The organism is Vibrio sp. 1151_11, assembly GCF_029478525.1.
Classification (GTDB): domain Bacteria; phylum Pseudomonadota; class Gammaproteobacteria; order Enterobacterales; family Vibrionaceae; genus Vibrio; species Vibrio anguillarum.
In genome coordinates this window covers 55,152-79,235 of sequence record NZ_SHMN01000016.1, presented here as the reverse complement: position 1 = coordinate 79,235, position 24,084 = coordinate 55,152, and the positions used below count along the sequence as shown (strand labels likewise).

Below are 24,084 nucleotides of genomic sequence, written 5' to 3'. Positions count from 1 at the left end.
ATGAGTGATTGTCATAGGTGAAAGACAAAAACACAACGACATCCAAACAAAGCAGAGGTCGAACCACTTATCACAAAGCTCTATAAAAACAGGGTATTAGCCATGTATTTTACTCAATGAATAAGGGTATCGACTAATGAGGATATTCATTATGATTTTTATCAAGTTGGACGATGTTAGGAAAAGATTTTCTCGCCCATCTGATCGATGAGCATTTTTGCTTTTTTAAGCATAAGCTCATCAGCGTCGCTTTTACTAGCTACGACATCGGAGCGGATAAAACGGTGAGTACATATTTCACCATTAACATCTTTACTAATTTTACCAGCGACACGATATTGCCCTGATTCAGACATTGCATCTTGGTAAATTAAAAAACCTTTATATTCAATGGGATCCAAAAGCTTCATTTTTGAGTCATTGCCTGGCCCTTGATTAAATAAACGAGAAAAAAATCCCACAAGAACTCCTTTAAGACTTGTTTGTTTCAATAATCGGCTTCTCGAACCACTCTAGTTCTAAGTTATCGTCAAAGCGCAATTGGCCTAGAATGATAGGAATATCATCTTCTCTGTGTCTACGTCGATCATTAACGATCATGCTTTCCGCCGATTCAACGGCAACTTGTGCATTCTCTTTAAGTATGACCAATTTTTCTTCAGGTAGCGCAGAGAGAAAATCTATGTCGTATCGAATATAGATCGGTCTCAATTGAGCAAGGGATAAGCAAGCGAGATCGGCAAGCTGCTCATTATCATAGTGATTTACATACTTATCTTCAGCCAATACGCGTCCGACAAGTGTTTCCATGTAATTATGTACATCAACACTGATTTGCATCCTTACACTCCTTCCTCTTCGTACTAATCAAAATATTTAGATAGAACTTAGCAGTAACAACTTAGCGTACCTTGGTGATTTTATACAACTTTTAGATGCGTTGTCGTCTAAACTTTGTTCAAGTGCTCGCTTTCATTTAGTAAGTCTAGCAAAAAGCTTGGCAATCTATTAAATAAAAGTATGCTATGGGCCTTATTATCAATTTTAATTTTAAATGCCACAAAGGTCATATTTGTATTATTAATGCCGACAAGTTTTGTATCATCTCATTGGTTTCGATTCTTATTCCCAATAGGGTTGCTAATAGCCATTATGTTGGGGATGGAAAACGTCATTCTGATCACTAGCGCCAATATTGGCTTCGCTAGTAACCTGCCTTATATTCTTTTCACGGTAGCAATCGCATTAGGACACATTTTTAAGCAAGGGCGTTTGGCTATGATCTCGACAGCGATGATGGTGGCCTACGCAATCATCCAGTGGCGCTTACAGATGCCCCTTTCTACGGGAACAACCTTGCTAGAGCTTTCGTTATTAAGTTTGTTATTACCCGTTTTGTGTTTAGTACCTTATGCGTTAGGAAGTAATGCTACTGTATTGAGTAAAACTTATGGCTTATACATCGCTATTTTGCTGCTGTTAATGTTTTGGGCCGTTGTTACTTTGATGTACGTCAGTGATGGCGGATTTGAGAATTTTAGCCAGGTTTTGTTAGTAACTATACCGAAAATATCGAAATTGCCATTTTTGTTGGTGATGTACCTCTTGGCATTAATTGGGGTCTCCGCAATATTTGTGCTCACGCGAAACCAGATCTTAGACACCAGCATTTACGCCAGTATTTTACTCTCCTCCGTCACCTTTATTTTTTTCCACGTGAGTTATATCTCAAGCACACTTTTCTCTCTAGCCGGGGTTTTATTGATCTTATATCTAATTTCGGCGGGCCATAAAATGGCATTTATTGATCGCTTAACGGGTATCCCAGGTCGCCACGCCTTAGATCTTGACATCAAATACTTAGGCAAAAAATATGCGATAGCGATGCTAGATATAGACCATTTTAAGCAGTTCAATGATCACTATGGTCATGACACTGGCGATGATGTGCTTAAGTTGATTGCTAGCCGTTTATTGTTGACTCAAGGAAACGCACGTGTTTATCGCTACGGTGGTGAAGAGTTTACCATCCTATTTAAAGGAAAAAATGCACAGCAAGCTGCAATCTACTTAGATTTGCTTCGCAAAGATATTGAACAGTACCAAATGGTTATTAGGAACGCAGAAGACAGACCAAAAGACGATAAGCTCGGTTCCAAGAAGCGTGAGCAGAAAACACCATCAAATCTCGTCTCTATTACCGTTAGTATTGGCGTTGCTGATAGCTACGCCTCAGAAAAACCTGAAGCAGTGTTAAAAATTGCGGATCAAGCGCTCTATAAAGCTAAACAAAATGGCAGAAATAGAGTTGAAGTATGAACAGTTACCTTGATTTAATGCATCACATTTTGGTATAGAAATCGCAAAATTTGATATTCAACAAGGCGTACATCACATTCACAGAAACTTCATTAGATTGTGCAAAATACTTTGGTTAAGTTATTCATGTTGCAACTGTTTCGCAACGTCAAAACAACATAGCAAGAGTAAGATTATGAGTGAAAAAGTAAACGGAATTGTAAAGTGGTTCAACCAAGATAAAGGTTTTGGCTTTATTACCCCAGATAATGGCAGCAAAGATGTATTTGTACATTTTTCCGCTATTACAGGTGAAGGGCGCCGCAACTTAGTCGATGGCCAAAAGGTGAGTTTTGTGATCACTGATGGTCAAAAAGGGCCACAAGCTGAGAGCGTCAGTCCCGTTTAAATTTTTAAAAAGAACGACTCTAATCCACTCTTTCTAGGGTGGATTTTTTGTTTCTAGTAGACTGGATAAATACGAGAATATTGGAGCGGGCAGCGGGAATCGAACCCGCATCATCAGCTTGGAAGGCTGAGGTAATAGCCATTATACGATGCCCGCGCACCGAATTGACGCTCTCACTATGCCACAGTTAGCAAAAAAGAAAACCCATTTTTTATCAAAACCCGTTCAAGCGAACAGTAAATAAACAAAGTAAATTCAATTGGTTGAGATTTGTGTGCTTTTGGTTGTTTTTAACTCAATTGAATATCTACTCTTGCGTTTAGATTTTGAACTTTTCCATTTCTTGATTGAGTACAGTGACATTATCTTTTACTTGCGCTGACGTTTGGTTTGAGATTTGGCTAATACTTGCCACACTTTCCACCGAATTGACAACCTCTTGCATGAATTGAGTCATTTGGTGTGTTGATTGTTGTTGCAGATCGGCCGCCGAGGATAACTGGTGCATTTCCTTATCTAAGGCCGTTATTTTTCCTTGTACGTCCATCATTTTGTTGAAGGCGTGGATGGTCTGCGCCGCACCTTCATTGGCAAGGTTCTGACTCATGTTAATTTCATTGACCACAGCCGCAGTCGCTGACTGTATGGCGTTTATAATAGTGTTAATTTCTGTGGTTGATTGAGTGGTTCGAGTCGCCAGCAACCTAACTTCATCCGCTACCACAGCAAAGCCTCGTCCATATTCTCCGGCTCTTGCGGCCTCAATCGCCGCATTTAAGGCCAGAAGGTTAGTTTGTTCCGCTAATCCCTCTATTACTTCGGTCACACGCCCAATCGATTCGCTTTCTCGACTAAGATCGAGCACCAATTGCGTTGCCTTTTGTATGGTTTGATCAAGCTTATCAATACTTTTTCTATTTTGTTCTAGCGCCGAGGCTCCCTCTTTGAGCTCATTTTGTGATAACAAAAGAGATTGCGTAGATTGTTCAGCTTTTTCTGCGGTCGCCATAGAATACTGCGCCACATCGCTCAAACGTACTGTAACCTGCTCAATACTTGCTCGCTGCTGCTGTACTTGCTGCCGAGTGTTTGAGTTATAGTTCAGAAGCTCATCCATGTTTTGACTGACCTGTTGCGCTTTGGTACTGACTCCCTGAACGATCGTTCGCAGTGAGTTGTTCATATTGTTTATCGCGGCGGTAAGCTGAGAGAGCTCGTCGCTACCTTCACACAAAAGTGCTGGTTGAGAGACATCTCCTGCCGCAATGATTTCGGCTCTCTTTCCGATTCGACTCACTCTGCGGCCGATATTCTTACCTAAGTAATTGGAAAGCAAAACAGCAACTGAAACAGTCACGGCAATCATGATAAATAACACGTTAATCACATTACTAATGCTACGACTCATCCTTTCGCCACTTTGCTCTGCTTTTGATTGTTGAGTGGCGATAACATCTTCAAGACGGTTAGTCATTTTATCTACGGCAGGCATAAGTTGTGTGGCCATTTTTTGATTGACGCCGTTCCATTGCTCAGATTGGCGTATTGCAATCACCTGCTGTGCGAGTGGGAAATAAAGCTGCTGCATCTCATTAAATAATGACCACAGACTCTGTTCATCATCCGATAGCAAAGAGGACTTTTCCACAATTTCAGCAACAGATTGGTTGTGAGAGTTAATTAGGTCTTGATATTTTTCGAGATGTTCAGGCTTCGCATACAGTAAGAAATCTCGCAACGATGCCAGTGCATTAGCTAACGAATTATAGCTGTCAGCATACAATTTAAAGAGACGTTTCCGCTCCCCTCCTTCTTTGTTAGTCGACTCGTCGTTAATCAGCCCTTGTAACTGGTCAAGTGCAACTTCTGCTATGGGGGCGGCCTCGTTAATGAATAATGTGTGGGCAGGTAAATTATCCTCACTTTGGCTCAATAATACGATGCCTTGGATATGCGCTTTGATTGCAGCCCATTCGCTTATGATCGCGGTGTATTGCTCACTGAGAATCAGCGTTTCTAACACCGGTACCGTTTTGTCCATCTGTCCAATAATAGTTTCAAGTTTTGTCAGTTGCGCTGCACCCACTGCACTTTGAGAACCCACCAATAAATAGGCGCGTAACGTTGAAATAACCTCTTGCATCGACTGCTGAATATTTCGGCTAGTATTCACGGTTGGCAGATCCGTTTGCAGCAATGAATTGGTGTGAGTTTCGACTTGCGTAATACTGCGATAGGTAAAAAAGGTCGAAATGATAAGAAGCACCACCAGCAATAAAAAACTTAATTGCAACTTCCCTGATATCGAGAGTTTCATCCTTTGACTCCTCAAAATTTTCTTCGTTTAACTATAGCGGGTTCAATGGGTTTATTAAATGCGTATAGCCAATGCGAGTCTACCGTATACTCGTCTTATAACCCTAAATTGAGCATTGTGCGTTCAGTTGTGGCGTTTTATTCCACTCGGGCGATTTATCATCCCTAATGCGCTATTTTCATCGTTTTGTGGTGCATTTTGTTAATCTTTGCTTTAATTGGGACAAATATTCCTAAATTTCTCATGTTATGTCTTTTCATCGACTTATTATTCTTAGCATCGTGTTTTTTTCAGGATGTGCAATGTATGCGGGCTTGAACTATGACCAACAGTTTGGTGAAGCAAGCGTTCAATCAAGACAATCGCCAGTAGATTCAAAAGAAGCCTCTTTCTTTTTAAATGATGTTAAACCCATCATCGATCAGCGCTGCGTGGTCTGTCACGCCTGTTATGATGCGCCCTGCCAGCTAAAAATGTCTTCAGTTGAAGGGATTGATCGTGGAGCCAGTAAAGCGTTGGTTTATCATGGTACGCGTCTGACGGCGTCGGCTCCTACCCGTTTGTTTGAAGATGCACAATACACAGAGCAGTGGCGAGATTTTGGTTTTCATCCTGTGCTGAACGAGAGATCTCAAACGCCTACCGCGAATCTAGAAGCAGGATTAGTCGCGAAATTATTAATGCAAAAAGAGGAACATCCGTTACCAGAACCAGATCAGCTAAAAGGTTTTGATTTTTCGATAGATCGCGAACAAGTTTGTCCAACAATTGAAAAGTACGGACAGTACAAACAAGATCACCCAACGTGGGGAATGCCTTATGGCATGCCAAATCTTAGCCCTCTTGAATACAATACGCTACTCACGTGGCTCAGAGATGGCGCAATCATGAATGGTCATATTCCGCTCACTTCTGATCAGGAGAAATCGGTTGCGCAATACGAAAACTTTTTAAATGAAGGTACAGCAAAGAATCAGTTAATGGCTCGTTATATCTACGAGCATCTTTTTCTTTCTCACCTTTATTTTTCTGAACTTGCTGGTCAGCCTAGATTTTTCACTTTGATACGTTCGACAACGCCCCCAGGCGAGCCGGTTAACCGAATTGCGACAAGGCGTCCTTACGATAATCCTGGTGTAGAACGCGTCTACTACCGTTTGATTCCTGAGCAAGGCAGTATCGTAGATAAAACTCATTTACCCTATGCGTTGAATAAAAAACGTCTTGATGATTGGCAATCATGGTTCATTCAACCTAATTATCAAGTCTCGGTTTTGCCTAGCTATGATATTGAAGTTGCCGCCAATCCGATGACGGCATTTGATGCCCTTCCGGTTAAAGCACGCTTTCGATTTATGTTAGACAATGCTCAAAACACCATCATGGCTTTCATCAAAGGGCCAGTGTGTCGTGGCCAGCTAGCCCTGAATGTTATTAACGACCATTTTTGGGTGTTCTTTCTAGACCCAGAGAAAGCTGATTTACCCGAAGTGAATCAATTTTATCGATCGCAAGCCGCGAATCTAAAACTGCCAAGCGAGTTGGAAAGTAACACGTTGCCTATTACTCATTGGGTCCGTTATGCGCATCAACAAGCACGTTATTTGAAGGCAAAGTCTGAATTTACTAATCAGTGGTTCAAAAATGGCGAGAACTTAACCACGGATGTACTGTGGATGGGTGATGGCTATAACCCGAATGCGGCACTGACTATTTTTAGGCATTTCGATAGTGCATCGGTAGTGCAAGGTTTAGTGGGAGAAAAACCCAAAACAGCATGGGTGTTAGACTATGCCCTACTAGAAAGAATCCATTATTTACTGGTGGCGGGTTTTGATGTTTACGGCAATTTCGGCCACCAGCTCATTACTCGCATGTTTATGGATTTTCTGCGTCTTGAAGGTGAAAGTAATTTTGTCTCTCTGCTGCCTAGAGAGATAAGGCACCAAGAGCAGTCAAGTTGGTATCAAAATCAAAGCACTCAACTCAGTGACTTTTTGCAACGTAACGTTGCCCCTTTTGATCAACCGACCAGTATTGTTTACCACACGCAAGATCCAAAATCTGAGTTGTTTGATCTTTTGAAGTCTGAGCTTCAACCTGTGTTATCAAATCGTTATTCGATAATTGACACTGGTTTTTCAAAGCGTAGTGAACAGATGTTAAATAGCATTAATAAGATCAAAGGTGAAGGGTTGTTGGCTGTGCCACAAATTATGATGTTGATGATCACGGCTGAAAACGGAGAGGATCAACTGTTTACTTTGTTACACAATAACGCCCATCTCAATATTTCAAGTCTATTTGATGAACAAAGCAACCGTGACCCAGCGAATGATGATTTGACTCTAGTGAGAGGTGTCATTGGCAGTTACCCTTCTGCTTATTTGTCATTGCATGAACACGAGATCGCAGAATTGGTGATGTTATTGAGTAAAATGCAAAATGAGCAGGACTACGTTAAGTTACTCGATAGGTTCGCCATTCGCCGCAGTTCTTCGAAGTTTTGGCCGTTCAGCGATAAAGTTCATACATGGTATCGAAAAAATCAACCTGTCGAATCTGGTTTACTTGACTACAATAGATTTGAAAACAGATAAAAGTCACCTTTAATGGGTGAGATGAGAGGTGCCAAATGACCATACGCGACAGCATTGAAGCACTAGAACAACAAATTTATGTAGCCTGTTCTGAAGGTGACTATGAGACAGTCAATCAGTTAGAACATCAGTTGGAAGTGTTACTGTATAAGGCACAACACCCTTTTGATGATGATCCTAATGGGTTAAATAGCGGTTCGACGACAAATGACGAATGGCGCTGAATAAAAGACGGGAGCCATATCGCTCCCGTCTATTTATCAGATCATTAAAAAACAGAAAATTAGAAAAAGTCTATTGAGTTACGGCCACTTTCAATATCTTTGCTGTTAGGTGCATCGGAGTTCTCTTTCTTTGTGGTCGTCGGCTTATTTCTAGCCGGTTTGGTTTCTGACGCCTTTTGCTTCGGCTTAGGCACATTTGTTGCTGCCACTACCGACGTCACATCAGTTTCAAGTACTTCAGTCACGGGTTGATCACACAATACAACGTAGTACTCCTGGTTAAATTCAAGAAAATCCCCATTGTACATTTTACGTCGTTTTCGAGTTTCAAGTTCTCCATTGACTGCCACGTAACCATCGCTAATCAGGAATTTTGCTTGCCCGCCACCATCCACTAGGTTAGCAATCTTTAGCACCTTATAAAGCTCAATAGGTTGCGACGAAACTTCAATACCAATCGCCTCTATTTCAATTTCTTCGTTTTCTAATGTGTCTTTATCGTTAATCATTACGTTTTTCTTATCACGAATTTTCACGCAGTGTAATGCTAAATGCACAAATTAGGAACCACAGTTAAATACTTCAACTGAACTGATAAGCCCACCGTTTTGTCATACACACATCACTCAGGTTACCTTGTCACCATTTTCTGAATGCGTTCCGCTCGCTGTTCATCGCTTTCTTGACTTGGTGGTGGCACGGTAAGCCCCTTAATCACTGCAGGGCGTTGCGCGATTTCCGCCAACCAACGTTGTAGGTGCTCGAGCCCGTCAATATTAATGCCACTCCATTCGTAAATTCTCACCCATGGCCATGTTGCGATATCGGCGATGGTATATTCATCACCCGCAAGATAACGGTGATGCTCTAATTGGCTATCCATGACTTCAAATAGACGTCGCCCTTCTTTTTGGTAACGATCAATGGCAGGTTGTATTTTTTCTGGAAAGTAACGAAAGAAGACATTAGCTTGCCCCATCATCGGCCCTACGCCTCCCATTTGAAACATTAACCATTGGATCACTTGAGAGCGGGCTTTCGGATCTACGGGCAAAAATTTTCCCGTTTTTTCTGCTAAGTAAAGCAAAATTGCCCCAGATTCAAATACTGGAAAATCATCGTTATCTTTATCTACAATTGCGGGAATACGTCCATTCGGATTGATGGCCGTAAACTCAGGCTCTTTTTGCTGATTGGTTGAAAGATCAAAAGCGTTGACCTTGTATGGCAACCCCATTTCTTCTAATGCAATGGAGATTTTCTGACCATTCGGCGTTGCGGCGGTATACAGTTCAATCATTCGTCGGTTCCTCGGTGAAATGATGGGCGTTGCTCAACGGATTTAAGCAAATAGCAAAATTGCCACTTTGTGTCTCAACAAGGATATATAAGCAGTAATCTCTTTAGACGTAAACTCTCATGCACGATAAACTAAACACAACCATAATTTTATAACGAATTATCCATGATAAAAGTGACAGTGTCTCGCTTAATAAAAGGCCACGACTTAAAGCAATCCATTGCCGCGTTGATAAAGCAAGAGAACATACAAGCGGGTAACATCGCTTCTTGTGTCGGGTGCCTATCTGAAGTGCGCATCCGCCTCGCTGATGGCTCTTCAGAGCTACACCTTGTTGATGCATTTGAAATTGTCTCTTTGATAGGCACGCTAACCGCATCTCATCAACACTTGCACATTGCGGTTGCAGATAAAACAGGCAAAGTGATCGGTGGTCATCTTTTAGATGGTTGTCTTGTCAATACTACCGCAGAGCTGATTTTACATTCCTACCCTGACTTAGTGTTTGAGCGAGAATTTGATAATCAAACGGGCTACAGTGAGCTGGTGGCACCTTGTTAAAATCCCTTTAATGATAAAAGTGAATGCACATATACTAGTCTGCATTCTGTAAAATGTGGTGAAGCGTGTTTTTTATTCACCCATTTCTCCCCAATAACGATAGGCAATTCGACGTTGAGCAATTTCCGTCTGTGAGCTATCTCTCACATCTGTTCTTTTTGTAATAACTCTGTATAATTCGCCGCCTATTTAACCATTGTTTATGTTCTGCTGATTTGGCGTCTGCACATCACTGATTCGCTAAACTGAATACCTAGGAAAACTCTCTTGATCTCTACCGCAAATATCACCATGCAATTTGGCGCTGAGCCTTTATTTGAAAACATTTCTGCAAAATTCGGTAACGGCAATCGCTACGGTTTGATTGGCGCTAACGGCTGTGGTAAATCGACGTTCATGAAGATCTTGAGTGGCGCGTTAACTCCCAGCTCAGGCAACGTCTCCATTACACCAGGGCTAAAATTGGGTGTGCTGAGCCAAGATCAGTTTGCTTTCGAACAATACACGGTAATTGATGCCGTGATTATGGGTGACCGTAAACTATGGGAGATCAAGCAAGAGCGTGACCGCATTTATTCATTAGCCGAGATGAGCGAAGCCGACGGCATGAAAGTCGCCGAGCTTGAGAGCGAATACGCTGAAATGGATGGTTACACCGCCGAAAGTCGCGCGGGTGATATTTTGTTAAAAGCGGGTATTGAGGAATCGTTTCATTTTGGCTTGATGCAACAAGTGGCTCCTGGTTGGAAACTGCGCGTTTTGTTGGCGCAAGCCTTGTTTGCCAACCCTGATATTTTGCTGCTTGATGAGCCAACCAACAACTTAGACATCCACACCATTGGTTGGTTGGCTGAAGAACTTAATCAGCGTAAATGCACCATGATTATTATTTCCCATGACCGTCACTTTTTGAACTCAGTGTGTACCCATATGGCTGATATTGATTACGGTGAACTGCGTATTTATCCGGGTAATTATGAGTATTTTCTTGAAGCGTCAAGCTTGATTCGAGAGCAGTTACTCTCTGGCAACGCGAAAAAAGCGGCCGAGATCAGCGAACTGCAAGACTTCGTTAACCGCTTTGGTGCCAATGCTTCAAAAGCAAAACAGGCTAGCTCACGCGCAAAAAAAATGGACAAGATCAAGCTTGATGAAGTGAAATCCTCAAGCCGCATCAGTCCTTCGATTGATTTTGGTGAAGGAAAGAAACTGCATCGTCTTGCTCTTGAACTACAAAATCTCGGCCACGCTTTTGACGATGAACAGCTCTTCAACGGTGGCAATCTGCTGCTTGAGGCGGGCTCGCGTTTGGCGGTAATTGGTGAAAACGGCGTCGGTAAAACGACCTTTCTACGCTGCTTAGTCAAAGAGCTTCAGGCCAACCAAGGTGTGGTGAAATGGTCTGAGAATGCCTCAATTGGCTATTGCCCTCAAGACAGTACTGTCGATTTTGATAATGATCTGACTATCTTTGATTGGATCTCGCAGTGGCGTACCGTCAAACATGATGATTTGATGGTGCGTGCCATTCTTGGCCGACTACTCTTTACAGCCGATGATGTGAATAAGAAAGCAAGAAACTGCTCGGGTGGTGAGAAGAACCGTCTACTATTTGGCAAACTGATGATGCAAGACATCAACGTGCTGATCATGGATGAACCAACTAACCACATGGATATGGAAGCGATTGAGGCACTCAATAACGCGCTAAAATCCTACACAGGCACGCTTATTTTTGTTAGCCACGATCGCGAATTTGTCTCTTCGCTGGCCACTTCGATCATCGATGTGAAAAACAAACAGTTGGTCTACTTCCAAGGAACGTACGATGAATACTTGGCTCATCAACAGAAGTTGTTAGCTGCGGCGTAATCAAACCAACGTCATAGCTCCTGATACTTGTTGCCGCCAGAAATGACGGCAACAACGGATAATTTAGATTCTGCTGTTTACTCTTAGCTTATTTTATCGACCACTGACAAGCCGCCTACTTGTAACTCCAAGTAGTTTGGGTATCACTGTAATTTGTTATAACTCTGGTTTAACCCAAACATTGCTAAAATCAAACCAGCCTAACGCGTTGCATTTCGCGTTTTGTAATGCACCACATTGATCTTTGCTTATCCCTAACCAACAGTGGAACATCGGGATAACTTGCTGTTTTTCTATCAAAGATTTGCCAATCTCTTTGGCCGGAAATATGGCATTTGGATCGGCGCGCCATTCATCCACTAACTGGCACCAATACGAAAAATCTTCAGCGCGGCTTAAATGCTCGATATCACTGTAATCAAGTAACCATCCTGCTAACGCATCTTCTCTATGGTTGGCAATTCCCATCGGTTTGACCCAAACATCGACAGCATCGGTGTCTTCAACAGTCAAATCATATTTAACAAGCTCCACCGAAATCCCATCTTCTTTTAACAGCTGTTGTATTGTTTTCACTAAGCTTGGAAACATAGGATGTTGAGCATGATATGCAATGGTGATCGAACGCTCACCCGGCGGTGTAGCGGCAACATCTCCCGATGACTGATGATACCAGCCCGGTTTCAAGCCATAAGCAGGTAACACCCCTAACTCGACCACTTTGTCTTCTGGTAATTGACGAAATAGGTTGAGAGTACTGAGCTTATTGGTAAGGTAGCGAGCCCAATTTACATCCGCGGCGACGCCATTCTTTCGATTGAGTAACAAGTAAGTACAGCCGGGATCAAGATCCACGTCTTCTGTAAATGAGCCTCGCTTTGTTTTTATCGGATGCGATAAGCTAGGAAAAACCATCGAAGAATGTACTTCGTCAATCACCCACACTTCGACCCGGTCTAACAAAGGCCTAAATCCAAAATATCCATCAAACGCTTGCAAAACTAAGCGTTTTTCATCATTTAAAATGACTTTGTAAGGGCCAGTACCAATCGGCATTAAATCAAAATTATCACTACGATTGGACTCTGGTAGTAAAATCTTGGCACATGACTCAGATAAAAGAAGCGGTAAGCGACTATCAGCTTTTTGTAAAAAGATATCGATAACCCAGTTGGAGGGCGAGCTGATCCTATCAAGATGGGAGAATAAGTTCAGAAATCGCAATTCCCACAAACTTTGGATAACACCGTCGGTGGTAAGCAAATCACCATTGTGGAAACGAACCCCTGGGCGAAGATAAAAACGCCAATGTGTTGCTGTCACCGATTCCCATGTATGTGCGAGATCTGGCTGCAGCTGTTCATATTCATCTAGCCGCGTTAATCCACTAAAAATTTGCATTACGATATGTTGCTCAGATCGACGCATGGATTTTAGCGGGTTTAGCATTGAAAGCGGGCGATAATAAGGCAACCGTATGACTTGCAGACCTTCTTGATGCTGAACACCAAGATAGCTTTGGATCACTTGCGTCAGTTTCGCCGCATCTTGATCCAGTACCGAAAATGCATGGCCAATTTTACCTTCATCTAAGTATCGACGCGCAAGGTTTTCACTGACATCACTGCGACTACGTTTAAAAATGAGATCGGATAATTTTCCACGCCCCGCCGCAGGACGCCATTCTATCCAGCCTTCATCCTCCATTTTATTTAGAACAATACGCGCATTACGGCGTGTGCAGAAAAGGATCTCGGTGATCTCTTCTAGCTGGACACCAACATCTTGGCCGTTAAAGTGCTCAAATAAGGATTCAAATTGAACGCGAAGTCGTGGGCTACTCATAAAGAGGAAATCTCAGTTTATAAAAAACAGAGATAGTTTCCTCATTTTATATTGGTTATGCAATAGTCTTAATCACTGTTTAAAGAATATTACAGCCGAGTTGTTGAGAAAGTTGCTGAATTTGCTCTTCGTTGTCCAACTTAATCGACCATTTACTTTCTGAGCAATTTACAGAGATGACATTCGCCCCTCTCCCAATGAGCTGAACAGCATCGGCTTGGGCTTGTAGCGTGATGGCGAGATCACCCAATACTCGTACCACTAATTCATGGGGTGTTACGATGATTTTTCCACCTGAAAATTCAATCACCATTTTATAAATCAACCTTGATAGCTTGAGAACGGTTACGAATTTTTTGTACTGCGACCGTCAAACGGCTGGTGCACACCAAACGTTCGCGCTCATCAGTGATATTGATTTGCCATACTTGCGTTGAAATACCAAGATGGATAGGTGTCGCTGTTCCTATAACCATCCCCTCTCGCATGGCGCGAACATGATTAGCATTAATGTCTAACCCTACACAATAGTGTTCTTGATCCACACTGAAATTCGCGGCAACTGAACCTAGGGTTTCCGCAAGTACCACCGAGGCTCCACCATGCAGCATACCAAGCGGCTGATGGGTAAAGTGACAAACAGGCATGGTCGCAGACAAAGAGTGATCAGTATAATCGGTATAAATAATATTGAGATGCTCTATCAAGGTGTTTTTGGAGGTGGCGTTTAATGTTATTAAATCGATAGGCTTCTTCCAAATATCCATGCTTTTTTGTCTCATTCATCGTAAAAGAGATTCATTCTATACTTAAAAGGTAGCAACTTGCAGCGAGTAATCAGTCAGTTCCAGCGATTGAGATCCTGCCAACTACACATTTTCGAGACAGATCCGATCGCTCATAAATATTAACTGCAGTGTTGTCATTAGCAGTTTATCGGCGCTAGGAAGCCTCTTCATACAAAGATGTCATTTAAGCGCTTAAAGATGAGCACAAAAAGTGCTCTGATACATGGCTTACAAGTACCAACGTACCGACTCAAGTACCTAAAATGCGTAATGGCAGTTGTAGCAGCTCATCCCCTGTCGTTGCAAAACCCCAAATAATAGCGATAAGCGCAGCCACTAAGCTGACATACCAAAGTGAAGCTACAATTTGTCCATATCGATTCAGAGGTAGCAAATGACTTTGATGACGCTGCTTCCATTCCATCACAATTTCAATGCTGCCCATAATCAATAAAAAGCCGAACAGGGTTAATCCAAGCCAATAGCTCAAAATGACACCAGCGATCGCCGCAAGGGCACACAACGCAATCCCCAAAGTGCTGTTCATAGAAAAGCTGATGCTTTTTAACACGTGACCACCATCAAGCGGTAATATAGGCAATAGATTGAATAGATTGAGAAAGGCATTAAAAACAGCAAGGCCGGCAAAAAATATCTCTCCTGTGATCCAATAAACGACAACCAGTACAACCGAGAGAAGCAAACCAAAAAATGGCCCCATAATTGAGATCACTACGTCTTGCCAACGTGTATTGATTTTTTCATCACTTAATGCCAAGCCACCAAGAAATGGAATGAGATAAATGCCTTTAGTCTTCATACCAAAATACTTCATCGCTTTGATATGGCCAAATTCATGGAACACCAAACAGGCAATAAGCGCCATAGCAAACTGGAAGGAAAATAACCACGAATAGGCTGCGATACTTGCTGACGCCAGAACAACTTTAATCAGCTTGGCACTTTTCAGTGCTTTCATACCAAGTGAGACTAGACCAATAAGGCTAAAACGTCGCTCCGGCTTTGGTGGGCTATAAGGTGTTTGTTTTTCAATGTCTTTTTCTGAACGCTCACCTTGCGTGACAATGTCACCATTGACTAATGCCTGATAACGAAGTTTAAAAGGCTGCCAACTCAGATTAACATTCAGCTCACACTGGATCGACGTTTCACCACTTAACAACTGAAATCGATGGGTCGTTGTCGCCTCGATATTCCCTGTCGCATCGCATTGAGCAACCAGTTGATTATCCCAATAGAGTTGCTGCCAGCCTGACATTGAACCTTCAAGACGAAGTGATTTTCCTAAAAATGGAGCGGAAAGGAGTTCCACAGTGATACCTACATACAAACATAAAAACGGCGTTCATTATGCCTTTGAGCAATAACAGCGTAAAGCACGATGCCCATTTACTTATTATTGAAGATGACTTAGTTCAATTCCCTCACGAATACCAAGCTTTTTGCCATCTCCCCTTTTAATTCCAGTCGTAACGTGGATAATACGCGCTTACATATTTTTACAAGGTGGGTACTATGTCTACTGAAGCAACTTTACTTGAACGCAGCCAATCAAAATGTGAGCTTTGTTCATCAGAATCTCCATTAACTCCATTTGTAGTAGCGCCACACACTATGGTTACTGTTGACCATGCCGTTATGTTGTGTGATGTCTGCAAAGGCCAAATTGAGAACCCAGAAACAGTAGATGTGAACCATTGGCGTTGTTTGAACGACAGCATGTGGAGCCAAGAACAACCCGTTCAAGTACTGGCGTGGCGTCAACTTAAGCGCCTTGCGGCCACTGAGGGTTGGGCTCAAGACCTACTTGATATGATGTATCTTGAAGAAGAAGCTGCAAAATGGGCTGAAATTGGTATGGATGATGATGCAGAAAAGCCTCGTGATGTGAATGGCGTAGAACTGAAAAAAGGCGACGACGTAACCATCATTAAAGATCTCCCTATCAAAGGCTCAAGCCAAGTCATTAAACAGGGTACTGTGGTTCGCGGTATCAGTTTAAGCGACGATCCTAAGTTGATCTCTGGCAAAGCCAATGGCCAATCGATGTATATCATTGCTGAATACTGTCGCAAAAAATAATATTCATTGACAAAAAAAACAAAGGCGCAACTTGGTTTGCGCCTTTGTTTTTTTTGGAGACAGTTGTTTTGATGATCAGCGAAGCTAGTGGTTAACACAAATTTGAAATACAAAAAAGCCGACGCTTTAAGCAGTCGGCTTTTATATCTCTACACATTGAATTAACGGTATAAACCGATATCTTTCTGCATGTGACCAGACAAATTATTCGCGTAGTAGCTGCGAGGTTCGCTGTGGTCGACAAACAGAATATCAACTAAATGTGCAATCAATCCTTTGAAGTTAACCGCGTAGGTTTTTTTATCCATAGAGGTAGGTGCTGTAATCGTACCCATATTCATTGCTTGTGCCATGATAGCCTCTCTGTTAATTCGGTAACTTACTTTGTTGAAATGAATTCTAGGTGATATTTTTTTGGTTAAAAAATGACAAATTTTCCACATTCAAATTAGTTATTCTAATGAAACAACCCCATAACAATGCATACTTTTATTATCCACGATAATCGACTACTTATTCACATTAGGCTTTATTTGGTGAATTTAAATCGCAATGAAAAACAAAAACACCGATTATTTACAAAATTTTCACATTAATGTTTTTATCGTCGGTTAGATAAAGGATAAATAAAGGAGAGAGGTAAGTATTGTCAAACACTTACCTCTGTTTACTTATATTATGACTTATGAGTAGCAGGTAATAGACTTCTCTGCTTATAGACAGAAGCCAACACCGCAATAATCATAGTGACTAACAGTACGCCCAGTGAGACTGGTGTCGGAATTTCCCACGCAGAACCGACTAGCATCATCTTAATACCAATGAAGATCATGATGAAGGAAAGCGCTGGTTTTAGGTAAATAAACTTATCCATCATCCCTTGCAACACAAAGTACAAAGATCGCAAACCAAGTAACGCAAACACGTTCGCTGCTAACACTAAAAAGGGTTCGCGGGTCACGGCAAAAATAGCCGGTATTGAATCTAATGCGAACATGACATCCATAAAAGCAATCACGCCAATCACAATCATCATTGGAGTCACAAACCATTGCTTATTGCGGCTCACAACCAAAGCATTCCCTTCGTAATGATCCGTCACATTGAACCAACGTCGAATCAGTTTCTCCGGCATTGGGTTTAGCTGTTCATCGCCTTTCTCACGCGCAAGTTGAATACCGGTCCACATAAGAAATAATGCAAACACATAAAGTAACCAATGATATTGTTCAAGCAGCTGCGCACCAATCACAATCATCACCGCTCGTAAACACAAAGCGCCGATCACTCCCCACAATAGAGCCCGCGGGCGTAAATGCTCTGGGACTGCGTATTGATGAAAAATAATCGCAAAGACGAATAAGTTATCAACACTTAACGATTTTTCTAACAAGTAACCAGTAATAAACGAGATCGTCGCCTTTTCGGCACTGTATGAACTGGTTGGTGCGTAACTATCCCAAAATAAATAGATACTCGCGGCGAATGCAAACGCCAGCATAAACCAAATCACGCTCCAAACGGCAGCTTTAGTGATCGTGACTTTACCGCCACGGGTTTGCCAAATATCGATAACAACAAGAAATAGAGTCAGAATTGCAAAGCTGAGATAGGTTGTTGGGGTCATATATCCTCCAAAGGCGGAAGGATAAGATGGGATTAACCGATCGAAACCTTCCGCAAACAAAAACCGCTGTTCATAATGAACAGAGCTGAATGCGTTGGTCTCGTCGAAATAAGCATTCCGTTTTTTAACAGAAAGCTATTTATACTTACCGGATAAGCATGCGCTTAACGAGCTGACGATAAGTAAACAAAGGCGACTACTCCCCAATCAGCGCGGATTTTATGCCTATTGGATGCAAAGGTCCATAGCCGTGATCAAAAAAAGGAGCCATTTATGCTCCTTTTTAGCTTAGATTTTTATACGCCTGCCAGTGGTAATAAATACACCAATACAGACCATGCACTGACCCAAGCAACGACGACAGCAGCATCTAACCAATCTCTAATCCACATTATACTTTCCCCTTTCACATCTTCATGCACCTTCATCGGGTTGAAGATGCGTTAAGACTGAAAGTTAAAAAGCAAAGTTTATGCCAGTAAATTTATGTCAAACCGAGTTACTGATAATGATGTTGGGGTTGAGTTCCTGCGTGGTTAAGTATTTCAGGTTTTTCCGTCAGCAGTTCAATAAACGCATCGGCCATTGACACATTCGAAACAAAACCTTCTCCCTTCATTTTCAGTATCGCATCATATCCCTCTTTGCCTTTCATGGTATAGGCCGAAGAGGTTCCACAATAATAACTATTAAGATCAATTGGTTGCCAACCTTTTTGCTCATCAAATAACAACACATTTGTGATGCGTTGTCCTACTGGCCGATCGGCGGCATAAGTAAAAGAGAGATTGTGGGTGTAAGGATAACTGCCAGAACCTGTGCCGTCGACCCCATTGCCCAGCGCATTATTAATCGCCCCTTCAAGCATCTCAATTAAGGTTTCTCCCTGCACTCGGTAGACACCGATAGGAACGGCAAAAGGCAATAAATTTCCGGCAATGTCTGCCACCGAAACTTGTCCGGCGTTGAGCGAGTTTCTGACTCCACCAGCGTTATGTATTGCAAACTGCACGGGGTGCCCTCTTTGCCGCATGGCATAGACGAATGATTGAGCCACCAAAGGAGCCAACTCACTCGGCCCAGTTTCATCAGGAATTCTGACGTGTCTTAAGAAACGATCAGCATGTGCGATAATATTTTGTTGCAGCTGACGTACTCGCGGCATGTATTTATCGATCAATATTCCTTGGACCTGCGGATCTTTCTTACACACCACCACATTAGGGTGTTGGCTTAAAAATTCGCACGCCGCTAAATGGGTGTTATCGGTGCCCGCTTCGCTCATGCTGGCATCAAGAAACAGTCGACGGCCAAGTAACAGTTCATTACGACCCTGAAATTTGTCCACTTTGCCATCGGCTGAAAAGTCGATATAACAATGACCTAAGCTCAAAGAATGATAACCGGATTGGACGACATAAGTGTCGTTAATTCTTAAACCATACTCGTCATCTTTCATCAGCCCTAGTGCACTAAAATCGCCTTGTAATCGGTGACTATGCCCGCCGACGACAACACTAATACCTTCCACTTGCTGTGCGAGCTCAATGTCCGCTTCATAACCTAAATGGCTAAGTAGAATAATTTTGTTGATCCCTTTAGCGCGTATTTCAGCAACCGTATTTTTCGCCGTTTGGATAGCGTTAATAAATGGAGTATCGAGATCTGGGTTGGCAATATCAGCCATTTTATCGAGTGACAAGCCGAAAATTGCAATCGTTTCATCACCAGCCTGTTTTTCTATCCAGCGAGCGTATTTACCTTGAGGTTGATAACTTATCACTTGCGGGCTACCGGCTATTGGAAAAGGCTTATTCGATCTTTCATTGGAAAGATCCCAATTGCCAGCTAGCAATGGGAATTGAATACGTTTAACAAAATGGGCAACGGGTTCATTACCCATATCCAGTTCGTGATTGCCTAATGCCATCGCATCAAGATTCAATGCGTTGAGCATGTCCGCATTGGCTTTACCTTTAAATAGCGAGAAATAGAGCGTGCCTTGGAAACAGTCCCCTGCGTGTAAAAATACAAAGGCTCGCTTCATACGCGCCGCATCTTCTTTCAATTGCTGAACTCGTGTTGCAATTCGTGCAAAGCCGCCAGCGCTTACATACGGTGTTAAAGTCTGCTGTTGGATGTGGAGAGTCAATTGCAGCGATGTCGGTTCAAAATATGAGTGAGTGTCATTAATGTGTGCCAGCATAATTGATGCTGGTCTATTCTTTTTATGCATCATTTATCTTTCTCTTCTTTTTCCACTCTATCCTAGCTGAAGAATCATGACAGAATCGTGACTTTTATGAAACGAGTTTGAAAATATAATTACGCTAAGTCAACCTCATCACGCTTTGTAGCCTTTGTCTCATTCGGCTGTCCCTACATAAACACTTGATATGTGAGCCAGTAGCCTACTTATCTGCATAATTTCCATTATGCTTAAAGAAAAACAGACTCAGCGAGAAGCTAACTAGTTGAGTTATAAAAGGAGTCTGCCTATGCATCTAGAGCGAATTGAAATTTCCGGATTCAGAGGAATCAAACGTTTATCGCTCGCTTTTGATGAACTCACCACATTGATCGGTGAAAATACTTGGGGTAAGTCCTCATTGTTGGACGCCTTATCAGTAGTGCTACCAGCCAACGGTGTACCTTATCAATTTGAAATGCAAGATTTCCACGTCGATTACTCTATCGCTCATCCTCAAACTCAGCATTTACAAATTGTCTTAAGCTTTGTTTCTACAGATAAAAATGAATCTCGATCCGGCCGTTATCGTAAGCTGAGGCCGATTTGGGTTGAAGATGAAACGGGTACGAAACGGATATTCTATCGCATCAGTGCCACTCGTGAGCGATATGATATTACCACTCGCTACCTGTTTTTAGACCTCGAAGGCAATCCACTACCGCTGCATCATTCTGAAAAATTAGCGCAAGAGCTGATGAGCTTACACCCAGTGATCCGTTTGAAAGATTCACGGCGTTTCGAGCGGCCTTTCGTCAATGGTAACGGTAAAAATTCTCGCGCCGAAAAACGCATTGATAATACCTGTCGTCGTTTACTGGCCATCCCTGGGCATGTCAACAAAGGCGAAATGAGAAGTAGCCTTAACTCAATGAATGTATTAGTTGATCACTATTTTTCATTCAAAAGTCAGACACGTAAAAACCCAAGACAGCAACGTGACAGCTTAGTCTATTCCAGCCCAACCGCCGATAAAAACATAAGCCAATTTGTTGAAGAGACTAAAAATAAGCAAACTCGTTTGCTGTTGATGGGCTTACTCAATGCTTATCTGCAAGCCAAAGGCCCGACTGACCTACGACGTTGCGCTAGGCCGCTGCTGATTATCGAAGATCCCGAAGGTCGATTGCACCCTACTCATCTGGCGCGCGCTTGGAGTTTACTTCAACTATTACCCATGCAAAAAATTCTCACAACGAACAGTGGTGATCTGCTTGGCTCTGTTCCCCTTCATTCGATTCGGCGTTTGGTGCGTACTTCTGACCGTACCATTGCAAATTCGATGGTCTCCCGTGGATTGAGTAAGGACGAACTACGACGTATCGGTTTTCATATCCGTTTTCATCGCTCAGGAGTGCTTTTTGCTCGCTGCTGGTTGTTGGTTGAAGGAGAAACTGAGGTGTGGCTGTTTAGTGAGCTGGCTCGCCAGTGTGGCTATAACCTAGCCGCCGAAGGAGTACAAATTGTCGAATTTGCTCAGTCTGGGCTGAAGTCCTTAATTAAAGTGGCGAAAGCATTTGGCATTGACTGGCATGTCGTGACTGATGGCGATCCCGCAGGCAAAAAATATTCGTCAACAGTACGCGGCATGCTGACAGGTGATCAAGAACGGCATCGCCTGACCGAACTTCCCGATCGAGATATCGAACATTTTCTGTACTCTCATGGCTTTGAACACTTCTTCAAAGATTTGATTAAAATACCTTACGATCATCCAATCCCTGCGAAAAAAGTGGTCACACGTGTGCTGAAAAAACACGCGAAACCTGATTTGGCGCTTGCCATCGTTTCCCATTGTGAACAACAAGGTGTGGACTTTATTCCTGTACTGCTGCGCTGGACACTAAAACGCGTGATTACGATGGCCAATGGCCACACGTAAAAAAAGGCACACATGATTGTGTGCCTCGTATCATTTCCATTTCGCTATATGTGACTAATCTTATATTGAATGGGTATATCAACAATTTTGATGAATCGATACGGATCAATTGGGGGTAACCTTTACCAATGCGGATTTCACCAGCATTAGTCTTAAACACAAATTAACAAGTTGAGGATTTAGAACGCGTTTCAACAGTTGCGCTGTCGCTCAGCGCTGGCTGGTTAGATCGTTGATGCAACCACATACCACTTGTTTTCATCGCAAAGCCAAAAATGCCACCGAATAGAAGTGATGGAATAACCAGTTGCCAATCACCACTAGCAGCAAAAGTGGCACAAGCGCCAATAAAGGTTCCAGGGATATAACCAAGCCACGCTTTCGACGCTTGAATGCACATTAAAAATGCCACTACCGCAGTGACAACGTAACCCAACATATCCAAGCTCACCAAGCTGGATGAATGAATAATGACCATTGCCCAAAAAACGCCACTGATATTAGTTATCAAACTTTCTGCAAGACCTTTAATACCCTCGGTTGGAGAGGCAAAATAACTCGTACATCCTAAAAAGCCAGCCCATGATAGTAAGCCTAACGAAACGGCTATCCAGCCCCAAACACCAGAAAGAATGCCTGTCGTTAGTGAAATTGCAAATAGTGTGCTCATAGCGCCCTCATTTAGCCGCTATCTGCCTGTCATTTAACAAGCCGTTGCTATAGCGACATCAATAAATCAAGTGCCGATATTAAAAGGTTCAACCACAGATAACTAGTGACCTAAGTCATGAAATAAATGCAATGACTGCACTTATTTCATTGAAATGTTGACGCAAACGATAAATCAACATATTTGAAGTGCTTTTTAATCGAGCATGAGCGTTAGATTAGGTGATGAGGGTGTGTGATATGATGCTAAATGCGAACACTCAATAGCTTCACTTATCACACCCCATATTGAGAAGTAACAAAATAAATCATAACCAAGATTAACAAGCTTAAAGTACGCTTGGTCGTCCTTTCATCATGCGCAGTCCTTCACGCTTAATGCACTCAACCAACGGGTTTTCAGCCATATCTGCTCGCCAAATAAACGACAACGTTCTTTCCATATTCAGATCAGGCACATTGAGCGCTACCAGTTGGCCATTCTCAATAAAGCGTTCTACATCGAGGTAAGGTAAACAAGTTAAGTACGGACCATTCGCAACCATACTGCGTAGCACAGGAACATGTTCGTACTCTCGCCACACATCTAAATCGGAAATAAGATGGTGAATCGAGCTATCAAAAATATTGCGAGTGCCAGAACCGTGTTCTCTTAACACCCATTTGGCTTGTTCAAGCTGTGCAAGACTCACCGTTTTACATTTGGCAAAAGGATGATGAGCCGAAGCTATCACTGTTAGGTGATCTCGACACCACACTTCTTGGGAAATACGGTTATCATCGCATCGACCTTCAATGATACCAAGGTCATATTTGTAGTCGAGGATGCCATCGATCACCCCTTTGGTGCTTTTCACACCAAGCTCAATACGCATCTCTGGGAAATCGTTATCAAGAATGCTGATAAGGTCTGGAACGAGGTGCTCGGCAGGGGTCTGGCTGGCCCCCATACTGATTTCACCGCTAAGCAAGTGCTGATCATAAAAGCCCATTTCGATCTGCTGAGCATCTTGTAATAAACGCTTCGCTTTCGGCCTAAGCCACATTCCCCAATGAGTCAATGCCATCTGCTTTCCTTGTCTTTCGAACAAAGGGCGACCTAACATTTTTTCCAATTGTGCTAGCGACATACTGGTCGCGGATTGAGTTAACGCTAATTTATCCGCAGCTTGACTGACGCTGCCACTATCGGCAACAGCATCGAAAACTGCTAATTGTTTGAGTGAATACCGCACTGCTTTTCCTATTTAGCTTTCATCTACTGCGCGCCACACCTTTAATTTCAAGGGAGTTAATATGCGCAAACGGTTTCATTCTACTCTTTCATTTATTCATATCAAT

The 24,084-nt window shown here is 42.5% G+C and carries 22 protein-coding genes and 1 tRNA gene; 8 read left to right on the top strand and 15 right to left on the bottom strand.

Going from position 1 to position 24,084, the window contains the following annotated elements:
• Positions 1-176: 176 nt before the first annotated feature.
• Both EXZ60_RS12635 and EXZ60_RS12630 read right to left on the bottom strand, forming a co-directional pair.
• The gene (locus EXZ60_RS12635) at positions 177-461 is read right to left on the bottom strand and encodes an HlyU family transcriptional regulator (protein ID WP_277435794.1); all 285 of its coding nucleotides are present in this window, start codon (positions 459-461) and stop codon (positions 177-179) included.
• A 10-nt stretch (positions 462-471) separates the two neighbouring features.
• Positions 472-840 (bottom strand): late competence development ComFB family protein, encoded by a 369-nt coding sequence (locus EXZ60_RS12630; RefSeq protein ID WP_013867802.1) that lies wholly within the window; start codon positions 838-840, stop codon positions 472-474.
• Positions 841-954: 114 nt separating this feature from the next.
• On the opposite strand from EXZ60_RS12630, the gene EXZ60_RS12625 reads away from it, so the two are divergent.
• Together EXZ60_RS12625 and EXZ60_RS12620 are read left to right on the top strand one after the other, a co-directional pair.
• Complete coding sequence (locus EXZ60_RS12625) at positions 955-2,319, top strand: GGDEF domain-containing protein (RefSeq protein ID WP_017046915.1); 1,365 nt, start codon at positions 955-957, stop codon at positions 2,317-2,319.
• A gap of 175 nt (positions 2,320-2,494) precedes the next feature.
• A complete protein-coding gene (locus EXZ60_RS12620) occupies positions 2,495-2,707 on the top strand; it encodes a cold-shock protein (protein WP_013867804.1) in 213 nt (70 codons plus the stop codon).
• A gap of 81 nt (positions 2,708-2,788) precedes the next feature.
• Here EXZ60_RS12620 and EXZ60_RS12615 read toward each other — a convergent pair.
• Positions 2,789-2,863: transfer RNA gene (locus EXZ60_RS12615), tRNA-Gly, on the bottom strand.
• A 163-nt stretch (positions 2,864-3,026) separates the two neighbouring features.
• Positions 3,027-5,024 carry a methyl-accepting chemotaxis protein gene (locus tag EXZ60_RS12610; RefSeq protein WP_277435793.1) on the bottom strand — a complete coding sequence of 666 codons (1,998 nt, stop codon included), beginning with the start codon at positions 5,022-5,024 and terminating at the stop codon, positions 3,027-3,029.
• 248 nt (positions 5,025-5,272) lie between these two features.
• Between EXZ60_RS12610 and EXZ60_RS12605 the strand changes: the two genes are divergently transcribed.
• Positions 5,273-7,624 carry a fatty acid cis/trans isomerase gene (locus tag EXZ60_RS12605; RefSeq protein ID WP_277435792.1) on the top strand — a complete coding sequence of 784 codons (2,352 nt, stop codon included), beginning with the start codon at positions 5,273-5,275 and terminating at the stop codon, positions 7,622-7,624.
• 35 nt (positions 7,625-7,659) lie between these two features.
• Entirely contained in the window at positions 7,660-7,848 is a 189-nt protein-coding gene (locus tag EXZ60_RS12600; RefSeq protein WP_013867807.1) for a hypothetical protein, read from the top strand.
• 59 nt (positions 7,849-7,907) lie between these two features.
• Here the strand turns inward: EXZ60_RS12600 and EXZ60_RS12595 are convergent, their stop codons facing one another.
• On the bottom strand, positions 7,908-8,405 hold the full coding sequence (locus tag EXZ60_RS12595) for an RNA-binding S4 domain-containing protein (protein WP_277435791.1): 498 nt from the start codon (positions 8,403-8,405) through the stop codon (positions 7,908-7,910).
• 74 nt (positions 8,406-8,479) lie between these two features.
• Positions 8,480-9,148, bottom strand: coding sequence for a glutathione binding-like protein (locus EXZ60_RS12590; RefSeq protein WP_013867809.1), 669 nt, complete (start codon positions 9,146-9,148; stop codon positions 8,480-8,482).
• A gap of 165 nt (positions 9,149-9,313) precedes the next feature.
• On the opposite strand from EXZ60_RS12590, the gene EXZ60_RS12585 reads away from it, so the two are divergent.
• Together EXZ60_RS12585 and EXZ60_RS12580 are read left to right on the top strand one after the other, a co-directional pair.
• A complete protein-coding gene (locus EXZ60_RS12585) occupies positions 9,314-9,709 on the top strand; it encodes a DUF296 domain-containing protein (RefSeq protein WP_017042825.1) in 396 nt (131 codons plus the stop codon).
• A 267-nt stretch (positions 9,710-9,976) separates the two neighbouring features.
• Positions 9,977-11,581: an ABC-F family ATPase gene (locus EXZ60_RS12580; RefSeq protein WP_017042824.1), complete on the top strand. Its 1,605-nt coding sequence runs from the start codon at positions 9,977-9,979 to the stop codon at positions 11,579-11,581.
• A gap of 156 nt (positions 11,582-11,737) precedes the next feature.
• Here EXZ60_RS12580 and EXZ60_RS12575 read toward each other — a convergent pair whose 3' ends face one another.
• From EXZ60_RS12575 to EXZ60_RS12560, 4 genes are all read right to left on the bottom strand, one after another.
• The gene (locus EXZ60_RS12575) at positions 11,738-13,426 is read right to left on the bottom strand and encodes an SgrR family transcriptional regulator (protein ID WP_017046920.1); all 1,689 of its coding nucleotides are present in this window, start codon (positions 13,424-13,426) and stop codon (positions 11,738-11,740) included.
• A 79-nt stretch (positions 13,427-13,505) separates the two neighbouring features.
• Complete coding sequence (locus EXZ60_RS12570; RefSeq protein WP_010320752.1) at positions 13,506-13,739, bottom strand: DUF3389 domain-containing protein; 234 nt, start codon at positions 13,737-13,739, stop codon at positions 13,506-13,508.
• A 1-nt stretch (position 13,740) separates the two neighbouring features.
• On the bottom strand, positions 13,741-14,193 hold the full coding sequence (locus EXZ60_RS12565) for a hotdog fold thioesterase (RefSeq protein ID WP_010320753.1): 453 nt from the start codon (positions 14,191-14,193) through the stop codon (positions 13,741-13,743).
• 271 nt (positions 14,194-14,464) lie between these two features.
• The gene (locus tag EXZ60_RS12560; RefSeq protein WP_088733383.1) at positions 14,465-15,547 is read right to left on the bottom strand and encodes a site-2 protease family protein; all 1,083 of its coding nucleotides are present in this window, start codon (positions 15,545-15,547) and stop codon (positions 14,465-14,467) included.
• 203 nt (positions 15,548-15,750) lie between these two features.
• Between EXZ60_RS12560 and EXZ60_RS12555 the strand changes: the two genes are divergently transcribed.
• The gene (locus tag EXZ60_RS12555) at positions 15,751-16,317 is read left to right on the top strand and encodes a PhnA domain-containing protein (protein WP_277435790.1); all 567 of its coding nucleotides are present in this window, start codon (positions 15,751-15,753) and stop codon (positions 16,315-16,317) included.
• Positions 16,318-16,478: 161 nt separating this feature from the next.
• Here EXZ60_RS12555 and EXZ60_RS12550 read toward each other — a convergent pair whose 3' ends face one another.
• The 3 genes from EXZ60_RS12550 to EXZ60_RS12540 form a co-directional block, all read right to left on the bottom strand.
• Positions 16,479-16,670: a hypothetical protein gene (locus tag EXZ60_RS12550; protein WP_017042819.1), complete on the bottom strand. Its 192-nt coding sequence runs from the start codon at positions 16,668-16,670 to the stop codon at positions 16,479-16,481.
• A 323-nt stretch (positions 16,671-16,993) separates the two neighbouring features.
• A complete protein-coding gene (locus EXZ60_RS12545) occupies positions 16,994-17,944 on the bottom strand; it encodes a TerC/Alx family metal homeostasis membrane protein (RefSeq protein ID WP_277435789.1) in 951 nt (316 codons plus the stop codon).
• 499 nt (positions 17,945-18,443) lie between these two features.
• Positions 18,444-20,183, bottom strand: coding sequence for a bifunctional UDP-sugar hydrolase/5'-nucleotidase (locus EXZ60_RS12540; protein ID WP_277435788.1), 1,740 nt, complete (start codon positions 20,181-20,183; stop codon positions 18,444-18,446).
• Positions 20,184-20,442: 259 nt separating this feature from the next.
• On the opposite strand from EXZ60_RS12540, the gene EXZ60_RS12535 reads away from it, so the two are divergent.
• Complete coding sequence (locus EXZ60_RS12535; protein ID WP_094127244.1) at positions 20,443-22,074, top strand: ATP-dependent endonuclease; 1,632 nt, start codon at positions 20,443-20,445, stop codon at positions 22,072-22,074.
• Positions 22,075-22,237: 163 nt separating this feature from the next.
• Here EXZ60_RS12535 and EXZ60_RS12530 read toward each other — a convergent pair whose 3' ends face one another.
• Both EXZ60_RS12530 and EXZ60_RS12525 read right to left on the bottom strand, forming a co-directional pair.
• Positions 22,238-22,744, bottom strand: a complete 507-nt coding sequence (locus tag EXZ60_RS12530; RefSeq protein WP_277435787.1) for a DUF1097 domain-containing protein — start codon at positions 22,742-22,744, stop codon at positions 22,238-22,240.
• Positions 22,745-23,072: 328 nt separating this feature from the next.
• A complete protein-coding gene (locus EXZ60_RS12525) occupies positions 23,073-23,978 on the bottom strand; it encodes a LysR substrate-binding domain-containing protein (protein ID WP_013867825.1) in 906 nt (301 codons plus the stop codon).
• Between the last annotated feature and the right edge of the window lie 106 nt (positions 23,979-24,084).

Coding starts and splice junctions, on each gene's coding strand:
- EXZ60_RS12590 (WP_013867809.1), bottom strand. CDS start 9,148: ATGATTGAACTGTATACCGCCGCAACGCCGAATGGTCAGAAAATCTCC.
- EXZ60_RS12530 (WP_277435787.1), bottom strand. CDS start 22,744: ATGAGCACACTATTTGCAATTTCACTAACGACAGGCATTCTTTCTGGT.
- EXZ60_RS12570 (WP_010320752.1), bottom strand. CDS start 13,739: ATGGTGATTGAATTTTCAGGTGGAAAAATCATCGTAACACCCCATGAA.
- EXZ60_RS12565 (WP_010320753.1), bottom strand. CDS start 14,193: ATGGATATTTGGAAGAAGCCTATCGATTTAATAACATTAAACGCCACC.
- EXZ60_RS12605 (WP_277435792.1), top strand. CDS start 5,273: ATGTCTTTTCATCGACTTATTATTCTTAGCATCGTGTTTTTTTCAGGA.
- EXZ60_RS12545 (WP_277435789.1), bottom strand. CDS start 17,944: ATGACCCCAACAACCTATCTCAGCTTTGCAATTCTGACTCTATTTCTT.
- EXZ60_RS12540 (WP_277435788.1), bottom strand. CDS start 20,183: ATGATGCATAAAAAGAATAGACCAGCATCAATTATGCTGGCACACATT.
- EXZ60_RS12630 (WP_013867802.1), bottom strand. CDS start 840: ATGCAAATCAGTGTTGATGTACATAATTACATGGAAACACTTGTCGGA.
- EXZ60_RS12600 (WP_013867807.1), top strand. CDS start 7,660: ATGACCATACGCGACAGCATTGAAGCACTAGAACAACAAATTTATGTA.
- EXZ60_RS12620 (WP_013867804.1), top strand. CDS start 2,495: ATGAGTGAAAAAGTAAACGGAATTGTAAAGTGGTTCAACCAAGATAAA.
- EXZ60_RS12555 (WP_277435790.1), top strand. CDS start 15,751: ATGTCTACTGAAGCAACTTTACTTGAACGCAGCCAATCAAAATGTGAG.
- EXZ60_RS12535 (WP_094127244.1), top strand. CDS start 20,443: ATGCATCTAGAGCGAATTGAAATTTCCGGATTCAGAGGAATCAAACGT.
- EXZ60_RS12585 (WP_017042825.1), top strand. CDS start 9,314: ATGATAAAAGTGACAGTGTCTCGCTTAATAAAAGGCCACGACTTAAAG.
- EXZ60_RS12575 (WP_017046920.1), bottom strand. CDS start 13,426: ATGAGTAGCCCACGACTTCGCGTTCAATTTGAATCCTTATTTGAGCAC.
- EXZ60_RS12610 (WP_277435793.1), bottom strand. CDS start 5,024: ATGAAACTCTCGATATCAGGGAAGTTGCAATTAAGTTTTTTATTGCTG.
- EXZ60_RS12550 (WP_017042819.1), bottom strand. CDS start 16,670: ATGGCACAAGCAATGAATATGGGTACGATTACAGCACCTACCTCTATG.